10 protein-coding genes are annotated in these 12461 nt (G+C 64.8%); 7 read left to right on the top strand and 3 right to left on the bottom strand.

Annotation, left to right across the window (positions count from 1 at the left end):
• Positions 1-419 precede the first annotated feature (419 nt).
• Positions 420-1250, bottom strand: a complete 831-nt coding sequence (gene queF, locus NX773_RS21270) for an NADPH-dependent 7-cyano-7-deazaguanine reductase QueF (protein WP_258858267.1) — start codon at positions 1248-1250, stop codon at positions 420-422.
• Positions 1251-1352: 102 nt separating this feature from the next.
• A complete protein-coding gene (gene ilvA, locus NX773_RS21275) occupies positions 1353-2888 on the bottom strand; it encodes a threonine ammonia-lyase, biosynthetic (protein ID WP_258858268.1) in 1536 nt (511 codons plus the stop codon).
• Positions 2889-3079: 191 nt separating this feature from the next.
• On the opposite strand from ilvA, the gene NX773_RS21280 reads away from it, so the two are divergent.
• The 5 genes from NX773_RS21280 (at position 3080) to NX773_RS21300 (ending at position 9025) form a co-directional block, all read left to right on the top strand.
• Complete coding sequence (locus tag NX773_RS21280) at positions 3080-3583, top strand: YqaA family protein (protein ID WP_258858269.1); 504 nt, start codon at positions 3080-3082, stop codon at positions 3581-3583.
• A gap of 349 nt (positions 3584-3932) precedes the next feature.
• Complete coding sequence (locus NX773_RS21285; RefSeq protein WP_258858270.1) at positions 3933-7943, top strand: DUF3683 domain-containing protein; 4011 nt, start codon at positions 3933-3935, stop codon at positions 7941-7943.
• Positions 7940-8371, top strand: a complete 432-nt coding sequence (locus NX773_RS21290) for an HIT family protein (RefSeq protein ID WP_258858271.1) — start codon at positions 7940-7942, stop codon at positions 8369-8371. The genes NX773_RS21285 and NX773_RS21290 overlap by 4 nt, the downstream gene beginning before the upstream one ends.
• 100 nt (positions 8372-8471) lie before the next feature.
• A complete protein-coding gene (locus NX773_RS21295; RefSeq protein WP_258858272.1) occupies positions 8472-8888 on the top strand; it encodes a gamma-butyrobetaine hydroxylase family protein in 417 nt (138 codons plus the stop codon).
• Between the two features lie 5 nt (positions 8889-8893).
• Entirely contained in the window at positions 8894-9025 is a 132-nt protein-coding gene (locus NX773_RS21300; RefSeq protein WP_258858273.1) for a hypothetical protein, read from the top strand.
• A gap of 30 nt (positions 9026-9055) precedes the next feature.
• Here the strand turns inward: NX773_RS21300 and NX773_RS21305 are convergent, their stop codons facing one another.
• Positions 9056-10534, bottom strand: a complete 1479-nt coding sequence (locus NX773_RS21305; protein WP_258858274.1) for a right-handed parallel beta-helix repeat-containing protein — start codon at positions 10532-10534, stop codon at positions 9056-9058.
• Positions 10535-10712: 178 nt separating this feature from the next.
• On the opposite strand from NX773_RS21305, the gene ubiE reads away from it, so the two are divergent.
• Together ubiE and NX773_RS21315 are read left to right on the top strand one after the other, a co-directional pair.
• Complete coding sequence (gene ubiE, locus NX773_RS21310; RefSeq protein WP_258858275.1) at positions 10713-11447, top strand: bifunctional demethylmenaquinone methyltransferase/2-methoxy-6-polyprenyl-1,4-benzoquinol methylase UbiE; 735 nt, start codon at positions 10713-10715, stop codon at positions 11445-11447.
• Between the two features lie 12 nt (positions 11448-11459).
• The gene (locus NX773_RS21315; protein ID WP_258858276.1) at positions 11460-12425 is read left to right on the top strand and encodes a Tim44 domain-containing protein; all 966 of its coding nucleotides are present in this window, start codon (positions 11460-11462) and stop codon (positions 12423-12425) included.
• Positions 12426-12461 lie beyond the last annotated feature (36 nt).

Here is a 12461-nt window from a genome sequence, read left to right on the forward strand (position 1 = left end):
CACGTTATGGTGCGGTGCACAATGGTGCTTGCGAGCCAGAATTATAGGCTGGTTTTTCGGCCGTGTAATACGATTTCGTGGCCGTCCACGGGCGCTGGTAAAAGTGCCGTGCGCGGCGGGCGAAACTGTCTTTCGCGTTCATCATTTCCCTCCACTGCCGAGTGCGCAATTTCCTCGATGAAAATGCCGAAGTGGCGCACGAAAGCCCGTCAGGCGCAGGCTTTTTCCACGTTTTCGGGCCGGCCTGCATAAATTTTAATCACAGTGGCAGTAGCCGCGCCGTGTTGTTTTCATGTCCGCACCGGCCTTGGCGCCATGTCGCTGAAAACGCACACCTTTCTGTCGCCGCGCCCACAGTATTCCCGTGCGGAAATACGGTCAAGCGTCATCGCAGCAAAGGTTGCTCGTCGTCAATGCGCCTACTGCCGGGCTGTGCGCAGGTTCAGCGGGCGTGCAGTGCTGAAGTTGGTCCGCCACGGGTTGATGTCCAGGCCGCCGCGGCGGGTGTAGCGGGCATAGACTGCGAGCTTGGTCGGCTTGCACTGGCGCATGATGTCGATGAAGATGCGCTCGACGCACTGCTCGTGGAATTCGTTGTGCTCCCGAAAGCCGATCAGGTAGCGCAGCAGGCCCTCCTGGTCGATTTGCGGGCCCACGTAATGGATCTGCACGCTGGCCCAGTCGGGTTGCCCGGTCACCAGGCAATTCGACTTGAGCAGGTGCGAGGTCAGGGTTTCCTCGACCATGGCCTCGGCGAAGTTGGCGCTCAGTAGCGCCGGGGCGGGCGTGTACTGGTCGATCTCGATATCGAGGCGGTCCAGCAACACACCATCGAGTTCTCCCATTTTTACGCTGGAGAATGCCTCGGGCGTGGACAGCGCAATGTGCACCGGCGAACCCACGGCAGCCGACAGGTCGGCGCGCAGCAGCGTGAGCAGGGCGTCGGTGTTGGCCAGGCGGGTCTGGTTGAACGAGTTCAGGTACAGCTTGAACGATTTCGACTCGATGATGTTGGGCGAATCGGCCGGCACGGTGATCGTCGCGATCGCCACCTGCGGCTTGCCGCGCATGTTCAGCCACGAGATCTCGTAGGCATTCCAGATGTCCACGCCGAAGAATGGCAGCGTGCCGGAGATGCCGAGCTCGTCGCGTTTTTGCTGGCGCGGGATCGGGAACAGCAGCTCGGGCGCGTATTCGGTCTGGTAGGCGGAGGTTTTGCCGAGGGGCGATTGATCAGGCGTGTTGGTCATAGTTGTCGTCAATAAAATCGGCGGCACCAAAACGTCGTCCCCGGATCCGGGGACGACGTATCGAGGTTACTGGTCCTTGACCGCTAAACCGCTGCCCGAACTCTACCCCAAAAACAGTTTGTACACCGGGTTCGCGCTCTCGTCCCAGTGGCGGTAGCCCAGGCCGTCGAGGAAGCTGCGGAACTCGTCCATTTCCTCGCGCGGCACCTGCAGGCCCACCAGGATGCGGCCCACGTCGCCGCCCTGGTTGCGGTAGTGGAACAGTGAGATATTCCAGTTTGGCGCCATGCTGTCCAAAAAGCGCATCAGCGCGCCCGGACGCTCGGGGAACTCGAAACGGTACAGCAATTCGTCGTGCGCCAGCGAGCTTTTGCCGCCGACCAGGTGGCGGATGTGCAGCTTGGCCAGCTCGTCGTGGGTCAGGTCGAGGGTGGCAAAGCCGTTCTCGGCGAACGCGCGCACCAGCCGGGCCGGCTCTTCGCGGTTGCCAACCTGTATGCCCACGAACACGTGGGCCTGCTGTTCGTCGCTGACGCGGTAGTTAAACTCGGTCACGTTGCGCGGGCCGACCAGCGCGCAGAAGCGCTTGAAGCTGCCGCGCTGCTCGGGGATCGTCACCGCGAACACGGCCTCGCGCGATTCGCCCACCTCGGCGCGCTCGGCCACGAAGCGCAGGCGGTCGAAGTTCATGTTGGCGCCGCAGGCCACCGCCACCAGCGTCTCGTCCTTGACCGGGCTGCGCGTCATCTGCGAGCGCTCGACATAGGCCTTCGCGCCCGCCACCGCCAGCGCGCCGGCCGGCTCGAGGATGCTGCGGGTATCCTGGAACACGTCCTGGATCGCGGCGCAGATCGCGTCCGTGTCCACGATCACGATTTCATCGACCACTTCCTTGGCCAGGCGGAAGGTCTCTTCGCCCACCAGCTTGACCGCGGTGCCGTCCGAGAACAGGCCCACGTCCGGCAGGGTGATGCGATGGCCCGCCTTCAGGCTCTTGGCCATCGCGTCCGAATCGACAGTCTGCACGCCGATCACCTTGATGTCCGGCCGCACCGCCTTGACGTAGGCGCCGATGCCCGCCACCAGCCCGCCGCCGCCGATCGCGACAAAAATCGCGTGGATCGGGCCGGAATGCTGGTGCAGGATCTCCATCGCGATGGTGCCCTGGCCGGCGATCACGTCCGGGTCGTCGAACGGGTGCACGAAGGTCAGGCGCTGCTCCCTTTCGAGCGTGAGCGCGTGGTTGTAGGCGTCGGTGTACGACTCGCCATGCAGTACCACCTCCACGCTCGCGCCCCCGCGCGCCTTGACCGCATCGATCTTCACCTGCGGCGTGGTGGTCGGCATCACGATCAGCGCGCGGCAGCCCAGGCGGCTGGCCGAGAGGGCAACGCCCTGAGCGTGGTTGCCGGCCGAGGCGCAAATGACGCCGCGCTGCAGCTGTTCGGGCGTCAGGTTCGCCATCTTGTTGTAGGCGCCGCGCAGCTTGAAGCTGAAGACGCTTTGCATGTCCTCGCGCTTGAAGTAGATGCGGTTGTTCATCCGTTGGGACAGCGTGGGGGCCAGTTCGAGCGGGGTTTCCTGCGCCACGTCGTAGACGCGGGCAGTCAGGATTTTTTTGAGGTAGTCGGTAGTCATAGTCTGCAAGCAAGGTATGCTGGACAGCAGTCCAGGAGTGCGGTGACGACGGAGACTGTCCTGCTTGGCTGGTGGCCGAGTCGTGTGCAGTTCGGTACAGGGCCGGGTTGCAGCGCGGAGGTACCGTGTCGAGGCCGATGGGTTTCGTCATTATAATGGACGCTCGTCGTACCTGCCCGCCTCAGCTTCTCATGATCGAAACTGCCATTGTCTGGCTGCTCAAAGTCCTCGCCGCGCCCGCCGTTGGCCTTACTTCCGTATTCCTCGTCAGCTTCGTTTCCGCGACCCTGCTTCCGCTGGGCTCGGAGCCGGCCGTGTTTGCGGTGGTCAAGGCCAACCCGGCCATGTTCTGGCCGGCGATTCTGGTCGGCACGCTCGGCAACACGCTCGGCGGGGCGCTCGACTACGTGCTGGGGCACCGGGCCAAGACCACCTTTGCCAAGGAGCGCAAGACGCGCTGGTTCAAGTGGCTGGAGCATTACGGTCCCAAGACCATGCTGCTGTCGTGGCTGCCGGGCATTGGCGACCCGCTGTGCACCTTGGCGGGCTGGCTGCACCTGCCGTTCTGGCCGAGCATTATCTATATGGCAATAGGCAAGTTCGCGCGCTATGTCACGATGACTGCGGCCCTGCTATATGTGCCGGACGGGATCTGGCACCGGTTGGGGGAGTTGCTGATCCAAATTACGGGCTAGACCGCCCAGCCAGCACGTCGTCCCCGCGGAGGCGGGGACCCATGCTGAGCTTGCGGTCACGCGGCTGGCACGACAATGGAAACGTTCTATGGGTCCCCGCCTTCGCCTGGACGACGTTGATCGTAGCGGCGGAAATGCTTGCCTTACGGTGTTTGCCTGCCCACGTTTTGTGCAATATAAAAAATGCAACTCGCCTTCGTGGGGCGAATACCGTTTGCACAAAGCCCTGATTTTTGCAATTTTGTTGCGGAAAGGCCCTCGGCAGATCAGGGCTGCTCCAGCGTGGTGCAGCGCAATAAGCTAGAATGGCTGGTCTGAAAACGGGCCAGTCCGAAAGTCGATTCCATTCATGAACGCCCCAGCAAACATCCAAGCCCTGCTCGAAGACACCGCCAACCCGGCGCGCCTGCGTGAGATTCCCTACAACTACACCTCGTTCTCCGACCGCGAGATCGTGATCCGCCTGCTCGGCGAACCGGCCTGGCGCCTGCTGGACGAGCTGCGCGGCGCGCGCCAGACCGGCCGCTCCGCCCGCATGCTGTACGAGGTGCTCGGCGACATCTGGGTGGTGCGGCGCAATCCGTACCTGCAGGACGACATGCTGGACAACCCCAAGCGCCGCCAGGGCCTGATCGATGCGCTGCATCACCGCCTGGCCGAAGTGGACAAGCGCCGCGTGATGGTCGATGCCGGCGAGGCCGACGTGGAAGCGGCGAGTGCGCGCAGCACCGCGGTCGCGCAGCTGCTGGCCGCCGCCCGCAAGGCGGTCGACGACTTCGCGCGCGAGTTCCAGCAGATGTACGACCTGCGTAAGCGCGCCGTGAAGGTGCTGGGCCGTTACACCGACAAGCGCAACATCCACTTCGACGGCATGCACCGCGTCTCGCACGTGACCGACGCCACCGACTGGCGCGTCGAGTACCCGTTCCTGGTCCTGCTGCCGGACACCGAGGAAGAGATGGCGGGCCTGGTCAAGGGCTGCATCGAGCTGGGACTGACCATCATCCCGCGCGGCGGCGGCACCGGCTACACCGGCGGCGCGATCCCGCTCACGCCGATGTCGGCCGTGATCAACACCGAAAAGCTGATCGACCTGGGCGACGTGGAGATGTCGCGCCTGCCGGGCGTGGACCGCGATTACGCGACCATCTACACCGGCGCCGGCGTGGTAACGCAGCGCGTGTCGCAGGCCGCGGAAAAAGCCGGCTTCGTGTTCGCGGTGGACCCGACCTCGGCCCACGCGTCCTGCATCGGCGGGAATATCGCCATGAACGCCGGCGGCAAGAAGGCCGTGTTGTGGGGCACCGCGCTCGACAACCTGGCCTCGTGGCGCATGGTGGATCCGAACGGCGACTGGCTCGAAGTGACCCGCGTCGGCCACAACCTGTCCAAGATCCACGACGCGCCAACCGCCGTCTTCAAGCTCGAATGGACCCACCCGAGCGCGAAGGGCGAAGCGAAGGACGCACCGTTCCGCACCGAGACCTTGACCATCGAAGGCCGGCGCTTCCGCAAGGAGGGCCTGGGCAAGGACGTGACCGACAAGTTCCTGGCCGGCCTGCCGGGCATCCAGAAAGAGGGCACGGACGGCCTGATCACGTCCGCGCGCTGGATCCTGCACAAGATGCCCAAGCACACCCGCACCGTGGCGCTGGAGTTCTTTGGCCAGGCGCGCGACGCGATCCCTTCGATCGTCGAGATCAAGGACTACCTCGACAACCTGCCCAGGACCGGCAAACCCGAGTTCGCGAGCGTGCGCCTGGCGGGCCTGGAGCACCTGGACGAGCGCTACCTGCGTGCGGTCGGCTACGCCACCAAGTCCAAGCGCGGCACGCTGCCCAAGATGGCGCTGTTCGGCGACATCGTGGGCGACGACGAGAACGCCGTGGCGCAGGCCGCGTCCGAAGTGGTGCGCCTTGCGAACACGCGCGTGGGCGAGGGCTTCATCGCCGTCTCGGCCGAGGCGCGCAAGAAGTTCTGGCTCGACCGCGCCCGTACCGCCGCCATCGCCAAGCATACCAACGCCTTCAAGATCAACGAGGACGTGGTCATTCCTTTGACCCGCATGGGCGAGTACACCGACGGCATCGAGCGCATCAACATCGAGCTGTCGATCAAGAACAAGCTGGCGCTGGTCGAAGAGCTGCACGCCTACTTCACCGCCGGCGGCCTGCCGATCGAGAAGAGCGACGACGCCACCGGCGAGGGCGTGGACGCGAACGAGATCCTGGGCGACCGCCCGCAGCAGGCCGACGACCTGCTGGCGCGCGTGGCGGCGCGCTGGCGCTGGATCCGCGACAGCCTGGACCTGCCGCTCACCGAGGCCCGCGCACGGCTGGCCGAATTCGGCCTGGAGCAGCTGGACCCGGTGTTTGCGGCGCGCCTGGCGCAGCAGCCGCATGCCCGCTTGTTCGACGTGGTGCAGGACCACACGGTGCGCGTGTCGTGGAAGCAGGAGCTGCGCGCACCGCTGCGCCAGCTGTTCTACGGCGCGGCCTTCAAGCCGATCCTGGACGACTGCACCGAAATCCACAAGACGGTGCTGCGCTCGCGCGTGTTCGTCGCGCTGCACATGCACGCGGGCGACGGCAACGTGCACACCAACATCCCGGTGAACTCGGACGACTACGAGATGCTGCAGGACGCGCACCGCGCGGTCGAGCGCATCATGAAGCTGGCGCGTTCGCTCGACGGCGTGATCTCGGGCGAGCACGGCATCGGCATCACCAAGCTCGAATTCCTGACGGACGACGAGATCCGCGACTTCCGCGACTACAAACGCCGCATCGACCCGGAAGGGCGCTTCAACAAGGGCAAGCTGCTCAACTCCGAAACCGCCTACGCCGACCTGCGCAACGCCTACACGCCGTCGTTCGGGCTGATGGGGCACGAATCGCTCATCATGCAGCAGAGCGACATCGGCGCCATCGCCAACAGCGTCAAGGACTGCCTGCGCTGCGGCAAGTGCAAGCCGGTGTGCACCACGCACGTGCCGCGCGCGAACCTGCTGTACTCGCCGCGCGACAAGATCCTGGCCACCTCGGCACTGATCGAAGCCTTCCTGTACGAAGAGCAGACCCGCCGCGGCGTGTCGATCCGCCACTGGGAAGAGTTCGAAGACGTCTCGGACCACTGCACCGTGTGCCACAAGTGCGTCACGCCGTGCCCGGTCAACATCGACTTCGGCGACGTGTCGATGAACATGCGTAACCTGCTGCGCAAGATGGACAAGCGCAGCTTCAAGCCGATGAACCGGGCCTCGATGTTCTTCCTGAACGCGACCGACCCGACCACCATCAACGCCACCCGCAAGGCGATGATCGACTGGGGCTTCAAGGCCCAGCGCCTGGGCGCGAGCGTGCTCAAGAAGCTGGCCGCGCCGAGCAAGAAGGCGCCGCCGCCGACCACCGGCAAGGCGCCCGTGCGCGAGCAGGTGATCCACTTCGTCAACCGCAAGATGCCGGGCAACCTGCCCAAGAAGACGGCGCGCGCGCTGCTGGACATCGAGGACGACAAGATCATCCCGATCATCCGCAACCCCAAGACCACGACCGCCGACACCGAGGCCGTGTTCTACTTCCCGGGCTGCGGCTCGGAGCGCCTGTTCTCGCAAGTGGGACTGGCCACGCAGGCGATGCTGTGGGAAGTGGGCGTGCAGACCGTGCTGCCGCCGGGCTACCTGTGCTGCGGCTATCCGCAGCGCGGCGCCGGCCAGTACGACAAGGCCGACAAGATGATGACGGATAACCGCGTGCTGTTCCACCGCATGGCCAACACGCTGAACTACCTCGACATCAAGACCGTGCTGGTCTCGTGCGGCACTTGCTACGATCAGCTGGCCACCTACGAGTTCGAGAAGATCTTCCCGGGCTGCCGCATCATGGACATCCACGAGTACCTGCTGGAGAAGGGCGTGAAGCTCGAAGGCGTGACCGGCACCCGCTACATGTACCACGAGCCGTGCCACAACCCGATGAAGCTGCAGGATTCGGTCAAGACCGTCAACGCGCTGGTGTCCACCGTGGACAACGTGAAGATCGAGAAGAACGACCGCTGCTGCGGCGAGTCGGGCACCTTCGCCGTGTCGCGCCCGGATATCGCCACCCAGGTCAAGTTCCGCAAGGCCGACGAGATGGTCAAGGGCGCGGACAAGCTGCGCGCCGACGGCTTCAAGGGCGACGTCAAGATCCTGACCAGCTGCCCGTCCTGCCTGCAGGGCCTGCACCGCTATAATGACGACGCGGGCACCGACGCCGACTACATCGTGGTGGAGATCGCGCGGCATTTGCTGGGCGAGGACTGGATGCCCGACTACGTTGCGCGCGCCAACAATGGCGGTATCGAGAGGGTTCTTGTATGACGAAAGTAGCAGGTTGCGAGTTGTGCCAGCTGGTGGTGCCTCCGCTGTACCGGGATGAAAAGCTGTCGGTGATCCCGGTGGACGATCCGAACTACCCGGGCTTTTGCCGGGTCATCTGGAACGAGCACGTGAAGGAAATGAGCGACCTGCCGCCCGCCGACCGCATCCTGATCAACGACGTCGTCTGGCACGTCGAGACCGCGGTGCGCGAGGTGATGGACCCGGACAAGATCAACGTGGCCAGCCTGGGCAACGTGGTGCCGCACCTGCACTGGCACGTGATCCCGCGCTACGTGGACGACGCGCACTTCCCGAACCCGGTGTGGGCGAATGCAGTGCGCAAGCCGGACGAAAAGCTGCTCGCCGCGCGCCGCGCGCTGCTGCCCCGGCTGGCCGCCGCGATCAAGGACCGCCTGAACAAACGCTAAACCCGCTCGCACCGCCACCGTTTGAACCGACGTCCCGGCGCAGGCCGGGACCCATGCTGAGCCAACCGGCCACGCGGCCCTGGCAGAAGGGTAGAACAAGATGCCTAACCCCACCTCCCTCACCGTCCACCAGAAATCGGGCCTGCTCGACATTGCCTTCGACGACGGCGCCGCTTTTTCGATCCCGTTCGAGCTGATGCGCGTGTACTCGCCGTCGGCGGAAGTGAAGGGTCACGGCCCGGGCCAGGAAGTGCTGCAGGTCGGCAAGCGCGACGTGCGCATCGACGGCATCGAGCCGGTCGGCAACTACGCGGTGCGCCCGCTGTTCACCGACGGCCACAACACTGGCATCTACACCTGGGACTACCTGTACAAGCTGGGCAGCGAACAGCAGCAGCTGTGGCAGGCCTACCTGGGTCGCCTGCACGACGCCGGCTTTGCGGGCGACAGCGGCCGCGAACCGGGAACGGTGGTGCCGGGCGCACCGGTGCAGCACGGCTGCGGCCACCACCACTGAATCCCATGGATACGACCGCCATCGTCATCGTGGTCGTCACCGCCGTGGTGCCGGTCATCGCCATGGCCTGGGTGCGCCGCTGGATGCGCTCGCAGCAGCCGCCCGATGGCGCGCGCAAGGACGCCGACGAAACGTAGAGTGGGCGGTTTTCCGCCCACGCGTCCAACTCACGCCTGTTCCGCAGGCGGGCTGGCCTTGGCCGGGTAGGGCACGCCAATGTAGATGTTGTTCACTGCAAGGATGTTCGAGCAGTGGACTTCCTCGGAAATCCCGCCGCGCGTCGTGCCGCTGAACACATTGTTTGTGATGGTCGTCCGGCTGCCATAGATCCACGCCAGCGCAATGTGCGCATAGAACGGGCTGGGCGTGGTCCCGCCGCTGCGCCGGCCCAGCACGGAATAGGTGCAGTTCGAATCCATCCGGTTGGCCATGATCATGTTGCCGCCAGTATCCGGATACTTCACGAGGTCGCCACCGCCGTAGAGCTGGATCCCGTTCCCCTCGTTGTTCGAAATATTGTTGCCATAGACCGAGCACCGGGTCGTCCCGTCGTCCAGGCCGATGCCCACGCCTTCCGACCCGTTATCCAGCGGCCCGCCGAAGTTGAAATTGAACCTGCAGGTGTTGCGCCGGATGGTGTGCCCCGAAACGGCGCCGGCGCCGGCCTTGGACGACAGCTCGATGCCGCGCCCATAGTACGTGGCGGTCAAGGGGCCGCCATTGGCGTTGCAGGTGTTCGATTCGATGAGGAAGGAGGTGGCGAGCCCGGTGATGTGGATGCCAAAGTTCATGTTGTTGCTGCAGTTGTTGCTGCCCAGATAATCGCGGCTGCCGCCGTTGATGAAGATCCCGGTCAGCATGCCGTTCACCGTGTTGCGCTCCAGTTGGGCCGCATTGCCGTTGACCAGGTAGATGCCGATCGCGCCGCGGTTGCGGCTGTACGGCACGCCCGGCGGGGGCGAGATCCGGTTCCCGCGAATGGCCAGGTTGGTGAAGAAGGCCGTGCTCGTGTAGGTCTCGCAGCGAATGCCGTGCGACGACGGCGTGCCGCCGCCGTGGTGGCGGATCGTATTGTTGAGGATGCGGATGTCGTCGATGGAAGCGGCGCCGGCCACCAGGATGCCGTGGTTGGCAAAGGCCGCGGCGTTGCTGACCACGTCCAGCACGCAGGCCGAGACCGTCACGTGATTCTTGCCGAACGCATAGACGCCGGCGCAATTCGACGCCAGGTTGATGTTTTCGAACACGCAGTTGTTGCCCAGCCAGATGATCGCGACATCGCTGCCTTCGGGCAGGGCGGTGTTGCGGATGTCCAGGTTGCGGTAGGTGACGAAGTCGCGCTCCTGGTTGTGCACGGCAATCGAGGCGCCGTTGGCGGGCGTGGTGGGCGCGCCCGGGAGGATGATGACCGGCTTTGGCCGGGTCGGGTCATCGGTGCCATCGGCACGCGCGTAGGCGGCGACCGTGATGCGCTGCAGGCTGGTGCCGCTGGCCGACAACCTGAAGACGCCGGTGTAGGTGGTGCCGCGTTTTTGCAGGTATGTGTTGCCGGGCGCCCAGGTGACGCTGGTCCAGGAGCGAAACGGGCTGGACAGCGTGCCGTTGCCCGGAGCGGCGGCGCTGGGATCGACGTAAATGGTTGCCATGATCTGTCCTCCATCTCGGCGCTGGCCGCCGATGAGCTTGCCAAGATCAGGTTAGCCAGCCACGGCCGGCCCCATTTACGGGGCATCAACGGAGGGTTCGGGCAACGGCAGCGCTGGTGCGGGCGCCGGACCGTGTGCCCCCTTGTATAATGCGGCAAGATCAATCCGTCTTGCCATCATGACCAACACCACCCATTTCGGCTACAAGACCGTCTCCGAAGACGAGAAGGTCCACGAGGTCGCCAAGGTTTTCCACTCCGTCGCCGCGAAGTACGACATCATGAACGACCTGATGTCCGGCGGCCTGCACCGCATCTGGAAAGCGTTCACCATCGCCCAGGCCGGCATTCGCCCGGGCTTCAAGGTGCTCGACATTGCAGGCGGCACCGGCGACCTGGCCAAGGCCTTTGCCAAGCAGGCCGGGCCGAGCGGGGAAGTGTGGCTCACCGACATCAACGAGTCGATGCTGCGCGTCGGCCGTGATCGCCTCTTGAACAAAGGGCTTGTCACCCCAACATTGCTGTGTGACGCGGAAAAATTGCCGTTCCCGGACAATTATTTCGACCGGGTCAGCGTGGCCTTCGGCCTGCGCAACATGACGCACAAGGACCAGGCACTGGCGGAAATGCGCCGCGTGCTCAAGCCGGGCGGCAAGTTGCTGGTGCTGGAGTTTTCGAAGGTGGCCGCGCCGCTGCAAAAGCCGTATGACGTGTATTCGTTCTCGGTGCTGCCGTGGCTGGGCCAGCAGATCGCCAACGATTCCGAAAGCTATCGCTATCTGGCCGAGTCGATCCGCATGCACCCCGACCAGGAAACGCTGAAGGGCATGATGGAGGCCGCGGGACTGGAACGCGTGCAGTACTTTAACCTGACTGCTGGTGTGGCTGCGCTGCACACCGGCATCAAATTTTAGGATGCGTAGAGCATGAAAAAATTCTTGGTCACCATGATGCTGGCAATCACCGCGCTGTCGATGATCGCGGAAGCCACCGCGCGCCCGATGGGCGGCGGCCGCTCGTTCGGACGCCAGTCGCAGCCGGTGCGCCAGATGCAGCGGCCCGCGCCCGCGCCCGCACCGTCGCCGGCGCAGCAGCCGCAGTACGGCAACCAGGCCCGCCCGGCGCCGATGCCGCAGCCGATGCCGCAGCAGCGCCCGAGCATGTGGAAGGGCGTGCTGGGCGGCGCGCTGCTCGGCCTGGGCCTGGGTGCGCTGTTCAGCCACTTCGGCATTGGCGGCGCCGCCGCCAGCATGATTTCGTCGCTGCTGATGCTGGCGCTCCTGGCCTTTGCCGTGATCTTCATCGTGCGCATGTTCCGCCGCAAGGACACCCCGGCCAACCCGACGCCGTTCCAGGGCTTCAACCGCGACCCGATGCCGGCGTCGGCGACCCCGGAAATCGGCTCCGGCATGAACCAGCAGCCGTGGCAGCCCAGCTCCTACAGCAGCACCCCGGAAATTGGCTCCGGCCTGAACCAGGGCGTCGCGCTGGACAAGCCTGCCGCCCACGTGCCGTGGGGTGTGCCGACCGACTTCGATACCCCGTCGTTCCTGCGCGAAGCGAAGTCCATGTTCATCCGCATGCAGGCGGCCTGGGACAAGGGCGACGTGCAGGACCTGCGCGAGTTCACTGCGCCGGAAGTGTTTGCCGAGCTCAAGACCCAGATCCTCGAGCGCAACGCCAACGACTTCACCGACGTGGTCTCGATCGACGCCCAGCTGCTGGGCATCGAGAAGTCCGACCGCGACTACCTGGCCAGCGTGCAGTTCAACGGCATGATCCGCACCGCGCCGGGCGCCGCGCCGGAGCCCTTCGTCGAGGTGTGGAACCTGGCCAAGCCGCTGTCCGGCGCGAGCGGATGGGTGCTGGCGGGTATCCAGCAGGTTCAGTAATATTTTTAACTAAACAACCCGTGCGGACGGAATTGC

Origin of the sequence: Massilia solisilvae (genome assembly GCF_024753215.1) — a bacterium.
Taxonomy (GTDB): domain Bacteria; phylum Pseudomonadota; class Gammaproteobacteria; order Burkholderiales; family Burkholderiaceae_D; genus Telluria; species Telluria solisilvae.

Excerpts from the sequence above, each read along its gene's own strand:
- NX773_RS21295 (WP_258858272.1), top strand. The coding sequence starts at position 8,472 with ATGCCTAACCCCACCTCCCTCACCGTCCACCAGAAATCGGGCCTGCTC.
- NX773_RS21280 (WP_258858269.1), top strand. The coding sequence starts at position 3,080 with ATGATCGAAACTGCCATTGTCTGGCTGCTCAAAGTCCTCGCCGCGCCC.
- NX773_RS21305 (WP_258858274.1), bottom strand. The coding sequence starts at position 10,534 with ATGGCAACCATTTACGTCGATCCCAGCGCCGCCGCTCCGGGCAACGGC.
- ilvA (WP_258858268.1), bottom strand. The coding sequence starts at position 2,888 with ATGACTACCGACTACCTCAAAAAAATCCTGACTGCCCGCGTCTACGAC.
- ubiE (WP_258858275.1), top strand. The coding sequence starts at position 10,713 with ATGACCAACACCACCCATTTCGGCTACAAGACCGTCTCCGAAGACGAG.
- queF (WP_258858267.1), bottom strand. The coding sequence starts at position 1,250 with ATGACCAACACGCCTGATCAATCGCCCCTCGGCAAAACCTCCGCCTAC.
- NX773_RS21300 (WP_258858273.1), top strand. The coding sequence starts at position 8,894 with ATGGATACGACCGCCATCGTCATCGTGGTCGTCACCGCCGTGGTGCCG.
- NX773_RS21290 (WP_258858271.1), top strand. The coding sequence starts at position 7,940 with ATGACGAAAGTAGCAGGTTGCGAGTTGTGCCAGCTGGTGGTGCCTCCG.
- NX773_RS21315 (WP_258858276.1), top strand. The coding sequence starts at position 11,460 with ATGAAAAAATTCTTGGTCACCATGATGCTGGCAATCACCGCGCTGTCG.
- NX773_RS21285 (WP_258858270.1), top strand. The coding sequence starts at position 3,933 with ATGAACGCCCCAGCAAACATCCAAGCCCTGCTCGAAGACACCGCCAAC.